Genomic DNA, 17,791 nt, shown 5'->3' with positions numbered 1-17,791 from the left:
CCCTGATGTCTTACTTGAGCTGGCAGATGTCGAGCTTGTGCATGTCGGTGTAGTCGAGATTCTCGCCGCCCATGCTCCAGATGAAGGTGTAGTTGGAGGTGCCCGCCCCCATGTGGATCGACCAGGGCGGGCAGATCACGGCCTCGCCGTCCGAGACGACGATATGCCGCGCGGCGTCCGGCTGGCCCATGAAATGGAAGACCCGGTCGTCCTGGCCCAGACCGAAATAGAGGTAGGCCTCGGAGCGCCGGTCGTGGATGTGGGGCGGCATTGTGTTCCAGACCGATCCGGGCTTCAGCACCGTCACCCCCAGCAGCAGCTGGCAGGACTTCACCTTGGCCGGGACGATGTACTGGTAGATGGTGCGTTCGTTGGAGGTCTCCAACGATCCCATCTCGAGCGGCACGGCCTCGTCGATCGAGATTTTCGCCAGATCGTGCCGAGTGTGGGCCGGGGTGCAGGCCAGGTAGAATTTCGCCGGGGCGCCGGGGTCGTCAGACCGGAACGTCACCTCGACGGACCCGCGGGGCACATAGAGGCCGTCTCGGAAGCCCAGGTCGATCCGCTGTCCGTCCACGGTCACCGACCCTGCGCCGCCGGTGTTGACCACACCCAGTTCGCGCGCGGCCAGAAGGGCCTCGCCGGTCAGGGACGGCGGCTCGGACTGGGTCGGCAAGGACAGGGGGGCGTCGGTCGGCGTCGCGCCGCCGATGATCATCCGCTCGTTGTGCGAATAGTTGAGGCTGAGCTTGCCCGGCACGAACAGGCCGGACACCAGATAGCGGTCGCGCAGCTGATCGTTGGTCGCGCCCGCCATCATGTCGGGATGGGTAGCCTGATACACCTTGTCGTACATCGGATCGAACAAGGCGGGTCTCCCGAGGGTTTGCGGGCGGCTCGATCCGCCCTTGGTTGAGGGTTAGGTAACCGGTGTCATGCCGTTCTGCAAGCCTCGGCGCGCGGTGGGGTCAGGCATCGGCGGAAATTGCCGACTGACGCACCACCAGAGCCGGACGGACCTCGGGCTGGACCATTTTCGCCGGATCGACCCCGCGCATCGGAGCCAGCAGCTTCTCGGCCGCCATCCGGCCCATGTCGCGGATCGGCAGGCGGACCGAGGTCAGGTTGGGCCAGACGCGGGCGGCCATGGGCAGGTCGTCGAAGCCGACGACGGACAGGTCGCGCGGCAGCTCCAGCCCCCGTTCGCGGGCCGCCTGCATGACGCCGATGGCCATGTCGTCGTTCAGGGTGAAGATGGCGGTGGGCGGCTCGGGCAGGGACAGCAGGGCATGTCCGCAGGCCAGACCCGATTCGAACGTATAGGCGCCGGTCATGTCGAACGCCGGGTCCAGCGGGATGCCGCGTTCGGCCAGGGCGTCCGAGAAGCCCTTGCCGCGCACCTCCGACGAGCGGAACAGGTCGGGGCCGCGCACCAGCCCGATACGGCGGTGGCCCAGATCGGCCAGGTGGTTCGCCGCCTCCGCCGCCCCGATCCAGTCGTTGGTGACGACCATCGAACGGGGCTCGTCCAGCGAGACCGAGGCGATGCGGACATAGGGACAGTCGAGATCGCGCAGCAGGTCGATGACGCGTTGGTCCTCGGACACCGACGGCGGCATGATGACGCCGAACAGCCGCTGGCGCTCAACGAAGCCGCGAATCTCGGACAGAAGGTCGTCGGAGTTGCGGTTGCAGGGGTGGACGACGAGTTCCAGACCCGACCCCTTGAGGGCGTCCAGAACCCCCTGCTGCATGTTCACCACATAGGTGGGGGAGGGGTTGTCGTAGATCAGCCCGACCAGGAAGGAGCGACGGAAGGCGAGGCCCCGCGCCTGGGGGTCGGGGGTGAAGCCGAGCTGTTCGATGACCGCCTTGACCCGCTCGCGCGTGTCCTCGCGGACGAACGGCGACTGGTTGATGACGCGCGAAACCGTCTTCTTCGACACCTGGGCCTCGCGGGCGACGTCATTGATCGTCGCGCGTTTCGCCCCCCTTGTGGTGTGCGGATCGTCCTGAGCCAATTTCGGCCTTCCCCCTCAGTCGTTACACACAGGCATAGCCGCGTCGCAGCCGTCGCGCCATGGGGGTGACGTGAAAGCGGATTGACACCGGTTTCCTGCCCCGCCCATTATCGCCGCTCTTTGAGACGAGGCGACCCCGTGATCCAAGTTCAACCGTCGGCGGTCCAGCTGTGAGCGCGACCGCCGCCGCCGCAAAGGCTGAAACCCGGCCCGGGACCATCGCCGAACGCTTCGTCCAGGCGCGCCTGGAGGCGCGGGCGGTGGACGGCTATCCCGGACAGATCCCCCAGACCATGGATCAGGCCTATGCGGTGCAGGAAGCGGCCATCGCCCTGTACCCCGACGAGATCGTCGGCTGGAAGGTCGGCGGCGTGCCCCCGGTCCTGCAACCCCAGCTGGGCGTGCATCGCGTCTCCGGCCCGATTTTCAGCCGCAACGTCTGGCCGGTGGCTACCGACGGGCCAACGCCCTTGCCGGCCTTCGAGGGCGGGTTCGCGGCCGTGGAGTCGGAATTCATCGCCCGCATCGGCGTGGACGCCGACCCCGCCAAGACCGACTGGACGATCGAGGAGGCCGCTGCCCAGGTGGATGCGGTCTTCATCGGCGTCGAACTGGCCGGAAGTCCCCTGTCGGAGATCAACGATCTGGGCTCCGCCGTCGTCGCCTCGGACTTCGGCAACAACGGCGGGCTGATCGTCGGGCCGGAAGTGGCCGACTGGCGCGCCCGTCTGGACAGCCTTTCGGTCGAGACCGTCGTCAACGGCGAGAGCCTGGGGATCGGCGGTTCGCCCTCCCTGGCCGGGGGTGCGATGGAATCGGTGCGCTTCCTCCTGGAGCACTGCGCGCGCCGCGGACGGCCGCTGAAGAAGGGCATACTGATTTCCACCGGCGCCGTGACGGGCGTCCATCGGGTCTATGACGGCGACGAGGCCCTGTGCGCCTTCGACGGCGTGGGCGACATTCACTGCACGGTCGTCAGGGCCGAAGCGAAGCACTAATCATCGACGCCAACCCGGTCTCCGCCCCTGCGGACAGAACCGGGACGCGCAGAGGACAACAGGAACGGGTGTTGAATCATGACTGACGCTGCGAGCGCGCCGCCGCCGATCCAGATCAAGGCGCCGTCGCCGGGCAAGTACCGGTGGCTGATCATGTGGCTGCTGTTCGCGGCCATGGTGATCAACTATGTCGACCGCCAGATGATTGGCTTCCTGAAGCCGACCCTGTCGGTGGAGATGGGCTGGTCGGAAACCGACTATGCCGACATCGTCTTCTGGTTCCAGGCCACCTACGCCCTGTTCTATGCGATCTGGGGCCGGATCATGGACAAGATCGGGGCCCGCTGGGGTCTCGGCATCGCCTTCGGCATTTGGCAGGTCGGCCACATCCTGCACGCCGGGGCGCGCGACCTGTCGCACTTCATCATGGCCCGAATGGTTCTGGGCGCCGGTGAGGCGGGTGGCTTCCCCGGCGGCATCAAGGCGGTCACCGAGTGGTTCCCCAAGAAGGAACGCGCGCTAGCCACCGGTCTGTTCAATGCCGGCACCAACATCGGCGCCATCGTGACGCCCCTGATCGTGCCGGTCCTGGTCCTGGCCTTCGGCTGGCAGATGGCCTTCGTCGTCACCGGCCTGCTGGGTCTGATCTGGCTGCCGATCTGGCTGCTGGTCTATCGCCGTCCGCGCGAGCAGAAGCGTCTTTCCGCGACGGAATTGGCCTATATCGAACAGGATCCGGCCGACACCGACGAGAAGGTGGGCTGGGGTCAGCTGCTGAAGGTCAAGGAAACCTGGGCCTATGCGGCCGGCAAGTTCCTGATCGATCCGATCTGGTGGATGTTCCTGTTCTGGCTGCCGGACTTCCTGGGCAAGCGCTATGGACTGGATTTGAAGACCTTCGGCCCGCCGATCGTGGCCATCTATCTGCTCAGTGACGTCGGGTCCGTCGGCGGCGGCTGGCTGTCCTCGCGGATGATGCATATGGGGATAAGCCTGAACAAGGCGCGCAAGCTGACCATGCTGCTGTGCGCCCTGCTGGCGGTGCCGGTGATGTTCGCCTCCTTCGCCTCCAACCTGTGGATCGCCGTCCTGATCATCGGCGTGGCTACGGCGGCGCACCAGGGCTTCTCGGCCAATCTCTATGCGCTTCCGGGGGATGTCTTCCCGAGAAAGGCCGTGGGGTCGGTCGTCGGCATTGGCGGCATGCTGGGCGGCATCGGGGGGATGGTCTTCTCCAAATACGTCGGCCAAATTCTAGAGAAGATCGGCACCTACACCCCCATCTTTATCGTGGCGGGTTCGGTCTATCTGATCGCGCTTCTTGTGATCCATGTGATCATGCCGAAGTACGCCCCCGCAAAGGTCTGATGCGGGACGCATGAAAACGAACGGCCGGGTGAGAGATCATCCGGCCGTTCTGCTGTCTGGAGGACGACATGGACATCGAACGCAGAACCCTGCTGGGTCTGGCCGCCGTGGGGACGGGGATGACCCTGGCGGGGGCGACCTCGGCCCAGACCCTGGCCGACGGCGGCAAGGCCGGACCGGCCGACCCGACCGAGATCATCCGACTGTGGCCGAACGGCGCGCCGGGCGGGGAGGGGGTGAAGGTGGTCGGAACGGTCACCGAGCGCTCGACCGATCCCGCCTTCCACGACCGCTTCGCCCAGTACACGACCGATCCGATCCTGACGGTGTTCCGGCCCGAGCGGCCGAACGGTACGGCCCTGCTGCTGATCCCGGGCGGCGGCTATCGCTGGGCGGTGCTGGACAAGGAGGGCTACGACGTGGCCCGGGTCTTTGCGGCGACGGGGACCACCTGTTTCGTCCTGCGCTACCGCCTGCCCGACGACGGCTGGGCCGCCCATTCGGACGCGCCCCTGCAGGACGCCCAGCGGGCCATGCGAATCATCCGCCACCGCGCCGCCGACTTCGGCGTCGATCCGGCGAAGATCGGCCTGCTGGGCGCCTCGGCGGGCGGGCATCTCGGCGGTCTGGCGAGCGCGCGGACCGATGCGACCTATGCGAATGTGGATGCTGCGGATGCGGTGTCGTTCCGGCCCGATTTCAGCCTGTTGATGTATCCGGTGGCGACCATGCGCGATCCCCAGGTCCACGCCGGATCGCGCCGCCTGTTGCTGGGCGAGACGCCGACCGAGGCCCAGCTGGCGGCCTATTCGCTGGAGGAGATGGACTGGAAGGGAGCGGCGCCGGTCTGGCTGGTTCATGCGATGGATGACGCCTCCGTTCCGGTCGAGAACAGTCTGCAATTGCTGGCGCGTCTCAAGGCCGACGGGGTGAAGGCCGAAGCGCACCTGTTCCAGGAAGGGAGCCACGGCTTCGGCATCCGCCTGATTCAGGGACGCCCGGCGGCCGTCTGGCCGGAACTGGCGCGGGCCTGGGCGGGGCGGGCGGGTTTTGCGCTCTAGGGGCTGACCCTCTATATCGCGCGGCTCGCCGCACAGAGGTTCGCTTGCCCTTTCCGTTCGACATCAAGGCCACTGAAGGCCGCGCCAGAACCGGGGTGCTGAAGACCTCGCGCGGCGACATCCGCACGCCCGCCTTCATGCCGGTGGGCACGGCCGCGACGGTCAAGGCGATGACGGTGGATCAGGTCAAGCAGACCGGCGCCGACATCATCCTGGGCAACACCTATCACCTGATGCTGAGGCCCGGGCCGGAGCGGATGGAGCGGCTGGGCGGGCTGCACAGGTTCATGGGCTGGGACAAGCCGATCCTGACCGATAGCGGCGGGTTCCAGGTCATGTCACTGGCGGGCATTTCCAAGGTGAAGGAGGAGGCGGTGACCTTCTCCAGCCATATCGACGGGTCCAAGCACGTCCTGTCGCCGGAACGGTCCATCGAGATCCAGGCCGACCGGATCGGCGCCGACATCTCGATGCAGTTGGACCAGTGCGTCGCCTATCCGGCCGAGAAGGATGCGGCGAGCAAGGCGATGGAGCTCTCGATCCGCTGGGGCGCGCGGTCGAAGGCGGCGTTCGGCGAGCGGAAGCATCAGGCCCTGTTCGGCATCCAGCAGGGCTCGACCTTCGAGGATCTGCGCCGCCAGTCGTCGGAACAGCTGCGGGAAATCGGCTTCGACGGCTACGCCATCGGCGGTCTGGCCGTGGGCGAGGGGCATCAGGCCATGTGCGAGGTGCTGGATTATGCGCCCGAGATGCTGCCCGCCGACCGGCCGCGATACCTGATGGGCGTCGGCAAGCCGATCGATCTGGTCGAGGCGGTCTGGCGCGGCGTGGACATGTTCGACTGCGTCCTGCCGACCCGCGCGGGCCGTCACGGCCAGGCCTGGACCTGGGACGGGCCGATCAACCTGAAGAACGCCCCCCACGCCGAGGATCAGGACCCGCTCGATCCGACGATCGCCGGCCCGTCATCCACCTATTCGAAGGCCTATCTGCACCACCTGATCCGGGCCGACGAGATCCTCGGCAAGGTGCTGCTGAGCTGGCACAACATCGCCTTCTTCCAGGCCCTGACGGCGGCCATGCGGGCGGCGATCAGCGAAGGGCGGTTCGAGGCCTGGCGGCGCGATTTCCACGCGCGGCACGTGAGCAACTGAGGGCGCCATCCACCGTCATCCTCGGGCTTGACCCGAGGATCGGCATGTCCGGGTCTGTGCGTCAGGACGGACGCAACGCCGTGGAAACTCCCACCCTCGGGTCAAGCCCGAGGGTGACGGATCGTGTGTTACCGCTGCGACCGCCCCGTCGGCCGATACCAGGCGGGGGAGGCCGGCGGGGCGCAGTCCTGTTTCATGCCCAGGCCCTTCAGGAAGGCGCGGCGCAGGCGGCCGGCCTCGACGGCGTCCTGAACCTGTTTCGAGCGGGCCTGGGCGCCGGTCAGGGCGCGGACCCAGCTGCGGTAGGGGATGAAGTCGGTGGTCGCGTCGCGGATGGCGCGTAGGGCCTGTTCGGCGATTTCGTCCTGCATCCGTTCGCTGAGCGTGGAGCCGTCGGGACGGGCGGGCTCGTCGCGGTCCGGGCCGAGGGCCTCGTCCAGACGACGGACTTCGGCGCCGATGGTCGAGCAGCGGTTCAGATTGCGCCGGTCGTAGGGATTGGCCTGGGCCTGCAGCAGGACGGTCGGGATCTGGTCGCGACGCACGTTCAGATCGACCAGGGGCTGGGTCGCGGCGTCGCCGAAGCCGGCGCGAATCTGGCCGGCGGCCGAACAGCCGGTCAGGACGACGAGAAGCGGAAACGCGACAAGGAGCGGACGACGGATCATCCGCCCCTTGAAGCGCCTTCGGGGAGAGAAGGGAAGGGGCCCGGGGTCGTGCTCAGCCGATGCCGAGGACGGCGTCCCGGTCCTTTGACAGATAGGACAGGACGTCGGCGGGCTGGGTCTTGGGGTTCAGGGTGTGGGGATAGGCGTGGGCCGTGCGCGCCTTGCGGTCGAACCAGATCTTGTCGGTGACCTCCGGCGGGCGGGTCGCGGCCAGCCAGTCGATGGTGTCGGAGCCCTCGTGCGCGTTGCGCAGGATGGAGGCCAGGACCTTGCGGAACTTGGGCAGGGAGGTCTTGACCCCGTCGGTGTCGGCCCAGCCCGGATGGACGGCGTAGGTCTTGATGCCCTGATCCTTCCAGAGCTCGCGCCAGTGTTCGCCGAGGGTGATCTGGACCCGCTTGTGGGTCGAATAGGCCGCGAAGCCGTTGAAATACTTCTCCGGGGCGTTCAGGGCCCGGGTGTTCAGCGGCATGTTGTAGAGGCCGCCGGACACCACGTTGATGATGGCCGAGCGCGGCTTCAGCATGCCGCGCTCCCGAAGGGCCTCGGTCAGGATGTAGTGGCCCAGGATGTTGGTGGCGTAGGAGACCTCGTAGCCTTCTTCCGTCACGCCGTAGTCGCGCATCAAGAGGCCGACGTTGTTGACCAGGACGTCGAGGCGGACGTCGGCCAGTTCCGGCCGGGCGGGCAGGGCGGCGACGGCCTTCATCGAGGACAGGTCGCAGACCACGGGCACGACCTTGCCGCGCGTCTTGTCGGCCTGGGCCTTCAGGGCGTCGAGCGCGGCTATGTTGCGGCCGACGGCGAGGACGGTCGCCCCCTTGGTCACGGCGCGCAGCACCGTCGCCTTGCCGAGGCCCCCGGTCGCCCCGGTGACCAGCCAGGTCTGGCCCGAATAGTCGGCGCGCACCGGATTGAACGGAATGCCGCGGGCCACATAGCCGATGCGGGTGAAGGAGGGGGTGAAGCGGCCGTAGAAGTTGATCGACTTCATCAGGGCCTGCAGGGCGGGCGGTTCGGCCATGGTGATTTCCCCCTCGAAATGGGCATGACCGACGGTCTTCCCGGTCGCTTGCGTAAAGACACTAATCTCAATCGCGCGCTTGGCAAGCCACTTGCGTTTCTGGACTGAAAGGCGGACGGTCCGGAATAGCAAGTGACGGGGGAGGGGCATGGGCGATCCCATCCGGGTAATACAGTGGGCCACGGGCTCGATGGGCAAGGCCTGCCTGAGGGCGGTACTGGACGACGACCGGTTCCGCCTGGTCGGGCTGTTCGTCTATGGCGAGCGCAAGGCGGGCAGAGACGCCGGCGAGATCGCGCGGAGGCCGGAGACGGGGGTGATCGCCACGCGCGACATCGAGGAGATCCTCACCCTGGACGCTGACGTGGTGCTGCACTGTCCGATGCTGTCGGCCCCCTATGACGGGCACGACGCCGATGTGAAGCGGCTGTTGGAGAGCGGCAAGAACGTCATCTCGATCAACAACTACTTCGAGCCGCGCGCCCTGGGCGCCGACCCTGCGGCGGGGCTGGAGGCCAGCGCGATCAAGGGCGGGGCGACCCTGGCGGGGACCGGGGTCAATCCCGGCTGGGTGGCCGAGCGGATGGCGGCCAATGCGGTCGCCCTGTGCCTGGAACATCGCAACATCGCCACGCGCGAGATCATCGACTGCACCACCGTGCCCAATCCCGACTACGTCTTCGGCGCCCTCGGGTTCGGGGCGGACCCGTCGTCGATCGACCTGACGGACGGAGAACTGGCTCAGACCTTCAACGCCATGTTCGCCCAGGCGGCGGGCGGACTGGCCGCACGGATCGGCCTGGAACTGGACGGGTTCGAGCCCGACCATCAGCTCTATCCCGCCCGCAGCGACCTGACCGTGGCGGCGGGGGTGATCCCGGCCGGGACGGTCTCGGCGACGACCTGGCGGGTGCATGGGGTGAAGGACGGGGTTCGGCGCATCACCCATGAAGTCAACTGGATCATGGACCCGACCGAGCCCGTCTTCGCCGGCAAGCCGCACTGGGAGATCACGGTGGACGGCCTGCCCGGCCTGACGATCTCGATGGATCTGGTCGACACGGCGCCCGACGGCGTCCGCACCAAGCCGGAGCAGTTCGCTGTGGCGGCCATGGTGCGCGAGGCGATCCCGCGCGTGGTCGCGGCCGAGCCGGGCCTGCTGCGGCTGTGACCGACATCAAACTTGCCTGCTAACGCAAGCCATGTCACTTTCGATTAAAGACTAAAAAGACGACCAAGGGAGGATGTATGACCGCTGCTCGCGATCCCGAGCTGCAGGCCCTGCTCGACAAGAAGGCGATCGAGGAAGTGCTGCTGGGGTTCTTGCGCGGCTGCGATCGTGCGGACCCCGATCTGGTCGAGCGCGCCTACTGGCCCGACGGCTGGGAGGACCATGGCGGGACGTTCGACGGGCCGGCCTCGGAATGGGTGGCCTCGGTCAAGGCGCGTCTGGCCCATCCGATCCTGATGAACCACCTCGTGCACAATCTGATGATCGAGATGGCCGGGCCGACCCGGGCGACCTCGGAATGCTACATCCTGACCGCGACGCGGCCGACGGTGAACGGCGAGACCTTCGACGTCCGGACCCTGGCCCGCTGCGTGGACCAGTGGGAGAAGCGCGGCGACGAATGGCGCATCCTCAGGCGGACCATGTGCTGGGAATGGACCGAGGAACGCGAGATCAACGAGACCTGGGCTCGCGGCGCGATCACGACCGATCCCTCCATCCTGCGCCGGGGTCAGAAGAAGCCTGACGACATCATCTACACCGCCCGCGTCAGCGCGGCCTGAGGAGACAGACATGGACATCAAGGGGTGCGTCGCCATCGTGACCGGCGGCAATCGCGGCATCGGGGAGGCCTTCGTGCGGGTGCTGATCGCCGAGGGGGCGGCGAAGGTCTATGTCGGGTCGCGCGATCCGGCCTCGGCGGCCCATCTTGAGAGCGAGTTCCCGGGCAAGGCCGTGGCCGTCAGACTGGATGTGTCCAAGCCGGACCAGATCACGGCGGCGGCGGCCGCCTGTCCCGACGTGTCTGTGGTGGTCAACAACGCCGGCGCCTTCCATAACAAGCTGCTGATCGGCTCTGATGACATCTCGGCTGCGCGCGACGAGATGGAGGTCAACTATTTCGGGCCGCTGCAGATGGCCCGCGCCTTCGCCCCTGCCCTGAAGGCCAACGGCGGCGGGGCGATCCTGAACGTCCTGTCGGTCGGCGGCATCGTCGCCGTGCCCAACATGGGCGGATACAGCCCGTCGAAGTTCGCCATGCGCGCGGCTGGAACCTGTATCCGCGCCGAACTGGCGGAGCAGGGCACGACGGTGACCTCTCTGATCGTCGGCTCGGTCGACACGCGGATGGCGTCCCATGTGAAGGGCGCCAAGGAGAAGCCCGAGGACATCGCCCGTGCGGCCATGAAGGGCATCACCCGGGGCACCGACGAGATCGACACCGACATCTTCGCGGTCGAGAGCCGCGCCGCCCTGGCCCGCGATCCCAAGGGGATGGAACGCGGCATGGCCAAGATGCTGCACGTCACCAACCCATCCACCGGCCGCTAGACGCCGTAGCGAACAGAACACTCAGGGGGAGACCAAACCATGCCGCCCATTCTCGACATCCTGCAGATCCTGGCCATCAACTTCGGCCTCTGCGTCGCCTCCTTCGTCCTGTTGTGGGCGCTGGGGGTGGCGATCAAGGACGTGACCTTCGTCGACGCCTGGTGGGCTCTTGGCCTGGCCTCCATGGGGGTGGCGACCTTCTTCCAGGCCGAGGGTTCGCCGCAGCGGATGCAACTGATCCTGGTGCTGGTCTGCCTCTGGGGCCTGCGGCTGGGCTCCTACATGCTGTGGCGCTGGCGCGACCACGGGCCGGACCGTCGCTATGTGAAGATGCTGGACCGGGCTCAAGAGAAGGGCATGAGCTATCCCAAGGCCGCCTGGGTCATGGTGTTCCAGCTTCAGGCGCCGATCCTCTGGGTGGTCAGCCTGCCGGTGCAACTGGGCCAGATGTCCGCGACGCCGGTCGCCGTCGGGACCATCGGCTGGATCGGGGCGGCCCTGGTGGTTTTCGGCATCCTGTTCGAAAGCACGGCCGACTGGCAGATGGTGCGGTTCAAGAAGAACCCCGCCAATCAGGGCCAGGTCATGGACAAGGGTCTGTGGCGCTATACCCAGCACCCCAACTATTTCGGCGACCTGTGCGTCTGGTTCGGCCTGTGGCTGATCGCGGCCGAGACCGGCCTGTGGGGCGTGGCCTCGATCGTCGGCCCGCTGCTGCTGGTGCTGATGTTCGTCCGGTACAGCGGCGGCGTCTCCTATGAGAAGCGCCTGAAGCACACGCGTCCCGGCTATGCGGACTATATGGCCCGCACCAGCCCGATGATCCCCTGGCCGCCCAAGAAGGGCTGAGGCGGATGACGACCGCGACTCTGAACCCCCGGACCCCGTCCCCCGAGATACGGCCCCGAAAGCCCCGCATCTTGTCGACGCCGGGGGTGGCCATGCCCAACCCCCGGGCGGTCGGGCAGTTGCTGAACATCCACGCCGCGCGTGATCCCGACCAGCCCGCCCTGACCTTCGAAGGGGTGACCCTGACGCGCGGCGAACTGGCGTCGCGGGTCAATCGTCGAGCGCGAGTGCTGGCGAAGGCGGGGGTGGTGGAGGGAGACTTCGTCGCCATCGCCCTGCCGAATTCGGCCGCGTTTCTGGAGCTCGCCTATGCGGTCTGGCAACTGGGCGCCACCCCGGCGCCCCTGTCGCACAAGCTGCCGGCGGCCGAGCTGGACGGCATTCTGGACCTGCTCCAGCCCCGCATCCTCGTCATCGAGGATCCGGCCCGCGCCGGGCGCTGGCCCAGCCTCACGGAGGTCGAGACCTATGATCCCGAGGCGGACGACACGCCTCTTCCGGAGATCGCTTCGAAGCATTTGAAGGCCATCGCCAGCGGCGGCTCGACGGGTCGGCCGAAGGTGATCGTGGATATGGCCCCCGCCATCATGGATCCGGACGTGGCCCTGCTGGGCATGGAGCCCGGCGACACCATCCTGAACCCCGGCCCGCTCTATCACGCCGCGCCGTTCGGCATGACCTGCCTCGCCATGGGCTGGGGGCTTCATGTCGTCCTGATGCCGCGTTTCGACGCCGAAGAGACCTTGAAACTGATCGACCGGCATCAGGTCAGCTGGCTGTTCCAGGTCCCCACCATGATGCACCGCATCTGGGCCCTGCCGGAGGAGGTGAAGGCGCAATACGACGTCGGGTCCGTCGATGCCGTCATGCATATCGCCGCGGCCTGCCCGCCTTGGCTCAAGGAGAAGTGGATCGAGTGGCTGGGCCCGGAGACCATCTGGGAGGTCTATACCGGCACCGAGGCCTTGGGCGGCACCGGCATTCGCGGCGTCGAATGGCTGACCAAGCGCGGCTCTGTGGGCAAGGTCCTGCCCGGCTACGAGATGCTCATCCTCGACGAGGCGGGCGAGCCCGTGTCGCCGGGTCAGGTCGGGGAAATCTTCTTCCGGCCTCTGCGCGGGCAGGGCACCACCTACCGCTATCTCGGCGCTGAGGCCAAGGCCCAGGGCGAGTTCGAGACCCTGGGCGACATGGGCTATGTGGACGAGGACGGCTATCTGTTCCTGGCCGACCGGCGGGTGGACATGATCGTCTCGGGCGGCGCCAACGTCTATCCGGCCGAGGTCGAGGCGGCCATCGACGCCTTCCCCGGCGTCCAGTGCAGCGTGGTGGTGGGCCTGCCGCACGATGATCTGGGTCAGCGTGTTCACGCCATCATCGAGACGGCGGACGGTTCGCTGGACGAGGCGGCGCTCGGCGCCTTCCTGGCGGAGCGGATCGCCCGCTACAAGCAGCCCCGCACGATCGAGGTCACGACCGAACGGCTGCGCGACGATGCGGGCAAGGTGCGGCGCGGGGCCCTGAGGGCGGCGCGGCTGTGAGATGAGGCGACGGGGCGGACCCCGTCGCCGTCTCTCGTCCGATCAGGCCGATTTGGCCTCCGGTTTGGCGGGCGCATGGACCTGGGAGGTGTCGTAGTAGTCGCGCATGCCGCTGATCTTGCCGTTGCGGATCTCGAACACCTGAACAAAGGGGTTTTCGATGCGCTGGCCCGTCGAGCGGTCCACCAGAACCTCCAGCCCCTCCATGAACAGGGTGCCGCCGTTCTCGGCGGAATGTTTGACGGTCCATTCCTGCTGGTCGAACCCGGCTTCGTAGTTCGAGAGGAACTTCCGCATCTTCTCCTTGCCGACGGCCGGCTTCTTGGTCGGATGCCAGTAGTATTCGATGTCGTCGTTCAGACTGTCGATGAAGGCCTCGACGTCGCGCTTCTTCCACGCGTCCATCATGGCCTGAACGGCCTTCATATTCTCGCTCATGGCGTCTCTCCCGGCGTTGTCGTTGGACGAACGCTAGGTCGATAAGTCTGCCTATGCAAGCTTCGCCTGCGGCCTAGCTGATGGTGTGACCCTTGCCCGCCTTGATGAGGACGTTGGCCATCGTGAGCCGGCCCTTGCAGGCGCTGCAGGACATCTGGGTCTCGACCGGATTGCCGCACTTGTGGGTGATGACGACCTCGGGTCCGGCCTTGTCGCGCAGCCACCGATCGGCCCAGGCGAGGATCAGCAGGGCGTGGGGATAGAGGTCCATCCCCTTCTTGGTCATGCGGTATTCGTATCGGGGCGGCGTGATCTCATAGAGCCGTCGCTCGAAAATGCCGGACAGCTCCAGGGTGCGCAGACGGTCCGTCAGGATGTTGGAGGCAATGCCCAGCATGCTCTGCATCTCGTCGAACCGGTGGACGCCGAAATACTGGGTCGAGACGACCAGCCCGGTCCAGCGGTCCCCCAAAAGATCGACCAGCTCGATGGCCGGGCTGTCCTCGGTGGCGCGGCGGCGATGCATGCGCTGGACCGGCAGCCGCTCCCAACCCTGGCCGGGACCGGGGGTGAAGGTGCAGGAGTGGAGGGTCAGCGGATCGCCGCAATGTCCGCAGGTCGTTTCCGGCAGCATCGGCTTGCCGCAGTCGGTATGCACAAAGACCGTCGGCGCCCGACGACCCGACACGCCCCAGCGCACGCCCCAGGCCCACATGGCCAGGATGGAGTCGAACATGTCCGCCCCGCGAGGCGTCAGGTGATAGGCCATCCGCGCCCCGTCCTCACGGTGGGGCTTCTTCTTGAGGATGTTGTGCCGTTCCAGCGCCTGAAGGCGGCTGGACAGGGTGCTGCGCGCGCCGCCGAGACGTTCGTGGAATTCCTCGAATCGCGTGGCCCCGAGGAAGGCCTCCTGCAGCACCAGCAGGCTCCAGCGGTCGCCGAGCGCGTTCAGCGCCCGGTTCAGGGAGCTCTTTGGAACCAGTCGGGTTTTCGGCGCGCCGCGAGAAGCCATGACCTGTCTTACCGGCCTAAACGAACCGGGTTCAAGCCGGGGAAAGCTTATGCCGTTTGACGGTCAGGCCCGCGGCTTCGCGGTCGAAGGTGTCGGCGGTCACCCCTTCCTGGCGCAGTTCGACCTTCTGGATCTTGTTGGTGGGGGTCTTGGGCAGCTCGGCCTCGACCCGGATGAAGCGCGGGACCATGAAGTGGGTCATGCGCGGGATCAGCCATTCGACCAGGGCCCGGGCGTCGATCTCGGCGCCGGTAACGGGGGCGACGCAGACCATCACCTCCTGTTCGCCGCCGTGCATGTCGACGCCATAGGCCGCGGCCTCTCGCACGTCGGGATGGGCCAGGACCTCCAGCTCGATCTCCAGCGACGACATGTTCTCGCCGCGCCGTCGGATGGCGTCCTTCTTGCGATCGACGAAGTAGAAGCTGCCGGCTTCGTCGCGCCGCATCAGGTCGCCGGTGTGAAACCAGCCGTTGCGCCAGGCCTCGGCCGTCGCCTCGGGATTGCCCAGATAGCCGGGGGTCAGCACCCAGGGATGGTCCGACCGCAGGATCAGTTCGCCGATCTCGCCATGGGGCACCTCGTTGTCGTGGTCGTCGACGACGCGAGCCTCCATGCCTTCGCGCACCCGGCCGCAGCTGCGCAGGACCGTATCGTTGACCGCGCAGATCAGAGGGCCCGAGGCCTCCGTCATGTTGAAGCCGGACAGGTAGTCGAAGCCGAAGCGGCGGGCGAGTGGAGCTGTCTCCTCGGTGATCGGGGCCAGGGTCACCATGCGCAGGGGATTGTCGGCGTCGTTCGGCCGGACAGGCTCCTTGGTCAGGAAGGTGGTCAGGGCGCCGATCAGGCCGCTGCACACGGTCGATTCCGTCTCGCGCACCAGATCCCAGAACCTGCGGGTGTCGAAGGCGTCGAACAGTGCGACCGAACCGCCGCACTGGACCGCCGCCGTGATGGCCGCGATGCCGCCGACGTGGAACATCGGCAGGTTGACCAGCATCCGGTCCTCGGTCCGCATATAGCCGTAGGTGACGGCGGCGGTGGTCCATTCCTGGACGTAGGAGGTGATGACGGCCTTGGACGGCCCGGTGGTGCCGGAGGTGAAGATGATGACCGGGCAGTCCCACGGATCGCTGTCGACCCGTTGATAGGTCGAGGCGTCGGCGACGAGGGCCTCGGGCCCTTCCCAAGACACGGAGGGCAGGGCGGCGCCCTGGCCCGGGGCGCCGGTCAGGATGACGCGCTCGACCCCGCCCAGCGACAGGCCCTCCAGCCGCTCGACCAGTTCGGGATGGACGATGAACAGCGACGCCGTCGAGGTACGGATGGCGTGTTCCAGCAGCTTGCCGCGGAAGCTGGTGTTCAGGGGGGCGAGCGCCGCTCCGGCATAGTTGGCACCGAACCAGGCGCGCAGCAGGGCCGGGCCGTTGGGCGCCCAGGCGGCGACGATGTCGCCCTTCTTCACCCCGCGCGCCTGGAGGGCGGCGGCGGTCTCCATCGCGCGCAAGCGGGTCTCGGCCCAGGTCCAGGTCTCGCCGGTCTCGAAGCGGATGAAGACCTTGTCCGGCGTCTCGGCGGCGAAGCGGTCGATCAGCCGGGAGTTGACGCATTGGTCGGCGGTCGGCGGCGCCGGGTCGAACCACGGCACCTTCTGCTTGTCGGATGAGGCGGTCATTTCGGGCCTCCCTGCCAGGCGGCGGCTTCGTCGACGCTGGCGCGATAGGCGGGGAGAGTGCGGATCAGCAGGCCGATGGCCACGGCGAGGGTCACGCCGCTGACGATGCCGAGGGCCTGACCGATATGCTGGGAGCCGCCCAGCACCCGGTCGCTGAGCGCCGCCACGACGGTGGGGCCGAGGCCCAGGGAGATCAGATTGCCGATCAGGAAATAGATGGCGGTGACCTGGGCCCTTAGCTGGTTGGGCGACACGGCCTGCAGCGCCGTGGCCGGCAGGCTGTTCATCACGCCGGCGAAGAAGCTGAACACGGCCAGTCCACAGAGGGCCAGGGTCGCGTTCGGCATGAAGGGCGTGGCGACGGCGAAGGGCAGGGCCAGGATCAGGGCGATGACAGCCGCGTAGAGAGGCGCGTCCTTGCGGCCGCGCGCGGCCAGCGTGTCGGTCAGCCAGCCGCCGACCAGCACGCCCGGCGTGGCCCCGAACAGCAGGATGGCGCCGTAGGCGACGCCCACCTGCGACGGCTCCCAGCCGTACTGGCGGATGAAGGTCGCCGGGATCCAGGCGAGATAGGAGATGCCCGCCATGCCGAAGATCGAGAAGGCCAGGATCATGGTGTAGAAGGTGGCCTTGCGGCTCCACATGTATTTCAGGACCCCCGCCTCGGCCGCCGCCTTGGCCACGCCATGCCGCGGCGGTTCGCGCACGATCAGAAACAGCAGGGCGATCAGCAGTCCGGGCGCGCCGACGAGGGCGAAGGTCTGCTGCCAGGGCTCCAGATGCCCCATCAACGGCAGGTCGAGACTGCCCGAACGCGCGATCAGGTCGATCACGCCGCCGCCGATCATCAGGGCCAGCCCCGCGCCGATGTAGGGCCCCATCGAATAGACGGCCAGGGCGCGGGCGCGGCGTGCCGGCGGGAAATAGTCGGAGATCATCGAATAGGCGGCGGGCGACAGGGCCGCCTCGCCGATGCCGACGCCGATGCGGGCCGCGAACAGGGCCCAGAAGCTGTTGGCCAGTCCGCAGGCCACGGTCATGACGCTCCAGACCACGATGCCGAAGAAGATGATCATCCGCCGGCTGCCCCGATCCGCCAGCTTCGCGAGGGGCACGCCCATCAGGGTGTAGAACAGGGAGAAGGCCAGGCCCGCCAAAAGGCTGAACTGGGTGTCGGTGATGCCGAGATCCGCGCGGATCGGCTGGACCAGCAGGCTGAGAATCTGGCGGTCGATGAAGCTGGACGTATAGGCGATCATCAGGGCGGCGACCGCGAACCAGGCCCATCCGGACGAGGGCCAGATGCGCGGCGCAGGGGAGGTGTCGGGATGCATGCTCATCGCGGCCTCATCATCTTAAATCTCAGGATGAAAGTCACTGAAACATCAGGATTCACGGCGATCAGGGGCAGCCTCCGCA

17 protein-coding genes are annotated in these 17,791 nt (G+C 67.3%); 9 read left to right on the top strand and 8 right to left on the bottom strand.

From position 1 onward, the window contains the following. Positions 1–10 precede the first annotated feature (10 nt). Together kduI and ACT6QK_RS04665 are read right to left on the bottom strand one after the other, a co-directional pair. Complete coding sequence (gene kduI, locus ACT6QK_RS04670; protein ID WP_444596654.1) at positions 11–856, bottom strand: 5-dehydro-4-deoxy-D-glucuronate isomerase; 846 nt, start codon at positions 854–856, stop codon at positions 11–13. A gap of 112 nt (positions 857–968) precedes the next feature. Next, a complete protein-coding gene (locus ACT6QK_RS04665) occupies positions 969–2,021 on the bottom strand; it encodes a LacI family DNA-binding transcriptional regulator (RefSeq protein ID WP_444596644.1) in 1,053 nt (350 codons plus the stop codon). A gap of 170 nt (positions 2,022–2,191) precedes the next feature. Here ACT6QK_RS04665 and ACT6QK_RS04660 point away from each other — a divergent pair, with 170 nt between their 5' ends. From ACT6QK_RS04660 to tgt, 4 genes are all read left to right on the top strand, one after another. Then, positions 2,192–3,019: a 2-keto-4-pentenoate hydratase gene (locus ACT6QK_RS04660; RefSeq protein WP_444596643.1), complete on the top strand. Its 828-nt coding sequence runs from the start codon at positions 2,192–2,194 to the stop codon at positions 3,017–3,019. 78 nt (positions 3,020–3,097) lie between these two features. Continuing rightward, positions 3,098–4,387: an MFS transporter gene (locus ACT6QK_RS04655; protein WP_444596642.1), complete on the top strand. Its 1,290-nt coding sequence runs from the start codon at positions 3,098–3,100 to the stop codon at positions 4,385–4,387. Positions 4,388–4,455: 68 nt separating this feature from the next. Continuing rightward, a complete protein-coding gene (locus tag ACT6QK_RS04650; protein WP_444596641.1) occupies positions 4,456–5,448 on the top strand; it encodes an alpha/beta hydrolase in 993 nt (330 codons plus the stop codon). Between the two features lie 44 nt (positions 5,449–5,492). Beyond that, on the top strand, positions 5,493–6,602 hold the full coding sequence (tgt, locus tag ACT6QK_RS04645) for a tRNA guanosine(34) transglycosylase Tgt (protein ID WP_444596640.1): 1,110 nt from the start codon (positions 5,493–5,495) through the stop codon (positions 6,600–6,602). Between the two features lie 128 nt (positions 6,603–6,730). Here tgt and ACT6QK_RS04640 read toward each other — a convergent pair whose 3' ends face one another. Beyond that, complete coding sequence (locus ACT6QK_RS04640; RefSeq protein WP_444596639.1) at positions 6,731–7,270, bottom strand: hypothetical protein; 540 nt, start codon at positions 7,268–7,270, stop codon at positions 6,731–6,733. A 52-nt stretch (positions 7,271–7,322) separates the two neighbouring features. After that, positions 7,323–8,294 (bottom strand): SDR family NAD(P)-dependent oxidoreductase, encoded by a 972-nt coding sequence (locus ACT6QK_RS04635; RefSeq protein ID WP_444596638.1) that lies wholly within the window; start codon positions 8,292–8,294, stop codon positions 7,323–7,325. A 148-nt stretch (positions 8,295–8,442) separates the two neighbouring features. Here ACT6QK_RS04635 and ACT6QK_RS04630 point away from each other — a divergent pair, with 148 nt between their 5' ends. The 5 genes from ACT6QK_RS04630 to ACT6QK_RS04610 all read left to right on the top strand — a co-directional run bounded on the left by ACT6QK_RS04630 (position 8,443) and on the right by ACT6QK_RS04610 (position 13,247). Beyond that, the gene (locus ACT6QK_RS04630) at positions 8,443–9,465 is read left to right on the top strand and encodes an NAD(P)H-dependent amine dehydrogenase family protein (protein ID WP_444596637.1); all 1,023 of its coding nucleotides are present in this window, start codon (positions 8,443–8,445) and stop codon (positions 9,463–9,465) included. Positions 9,466–9,542: 77 nt separating this feature from the next. After that, positions 9,543–10,088: a nuclear transport factor 2 family protein gene (locus tag ACT6QK_RS04625; protein WP_444596636.1), complete on the top strand. Its 546-nt coding sequence runs from the start codon at positions 9,543–9,545 to the stop codon at positions 10,086–10,088. A 10-nt stretch (positions 10,089–10,098) separates the two neighbouring features. After that, a complete protein-coding gene (locus ACT6QK_RS04620; RefSeq protein WP_444596635.1) occupies positions 10,099–10,857 on the top strand; it encodes an SDR family oxidoreductase in 759 nt (252 codons plus the stop codon). Positions 10,858–10,896: 39 nt separating this feature from the next. Beyond that, on the top strand, positions 10,897–11,706 hold the full coding sequence (locus tag ACT6QK_RS04615; RefSeq protein ID WP_444596634.1) for a DUF1295 domain-containing protein: 810 nt from the start codon (positions 10,897–10,899) through the stop codon (positions 11,704–11,706). A 5-nt stretch (positions 11,707–11,711) separates the two neighbouring features. After that, a complete protein-coding gene (locus ACT6QK_RS04610) occupies positions 11,712–13,247 on the top strand; it encodes an AMP-binding protein (protein WP_444596633.1) in 1,536 nt (511 codons plus the stop codon). A 42-nt stretch (positions 13,248–13,289) separates the two neighbouring features. Here ACT6QK_RS04610 and ACT6QK_RS04605 read toward each other — a convergent pair whose 3' ends face one another. The 4 genes from ACT6QK_RS04605 to ACT6QK_RS04590 form a co-directional block, all read right to left on the bottom strand. Then, positions 13,290–13,685: a nuclear transport factor 2 family protein gene (locus ACT6QK_RS04605; RefSeq protein WP_444596632.1), complete on the bottom strand. Its 396-nt coding sequence runs from the start codon at positions 13,683–13,685 to the stop codon at positions 13,290–13,292. A 73-nt stretch (positions 13,686–13,758) separates the two neighbouring features. Continuing rightward, on the bottom strand, positions 13,759–14,697 hold the full coding sequence (locus tag ACT6QK_RS04600; RefSeq protein ID WP_444596631.1) for a winged helix-turn-helix transcriptional regulator: 939 nt from the start codon (positions 14,695–14,697) through the stop codon (positions 13,759–13,761). Positions 14,698–14,728: 31 nt separating this feature from the next. After that, positions 14,729–16,372 (bottom strand): AMP-binding protein, encoded by a 1,644-nt coding sequence (locus ACT6QK_RS04595; RefSeq protein WP_444596630.1) that lies wholly within the window; start codon positions 16,370–16,372, stop codon positions 14,729–14,731. Further along, on the bottom strand, positions 16,369–17,712 hold the full coding sequence (locus ACT6QK_RS04590) for a spinster family MFS transporter (RefSeq protein ID WP_444596629.1): 1,344 nt from the start codon (positions 17,710–17,712) through the stop codon (positions 16,369–16,371). The genes ACT6QK_RS04595 and ACT6QK_RS04590 overlap by 4 nt, the downstream gene beginning before the upstream one ends. Positions 17,713–17,791: the final 79 nt, after the last annotated feature.

Origin of the sequence: Brevundimonas sp., assembly GCF_052436175.1 — a bacterium.
Lineage (GTDB): Bacteria > Pseudomonadota > Alphaproteobacteria > Caulobacterales > Caulobacteraceae > Brevundimonas.
The sequence above is the reverse complement of the archived record's forward strand: the minus strand, read 5'-3'. Positions and strand labels throughout refer to the sequence as shown.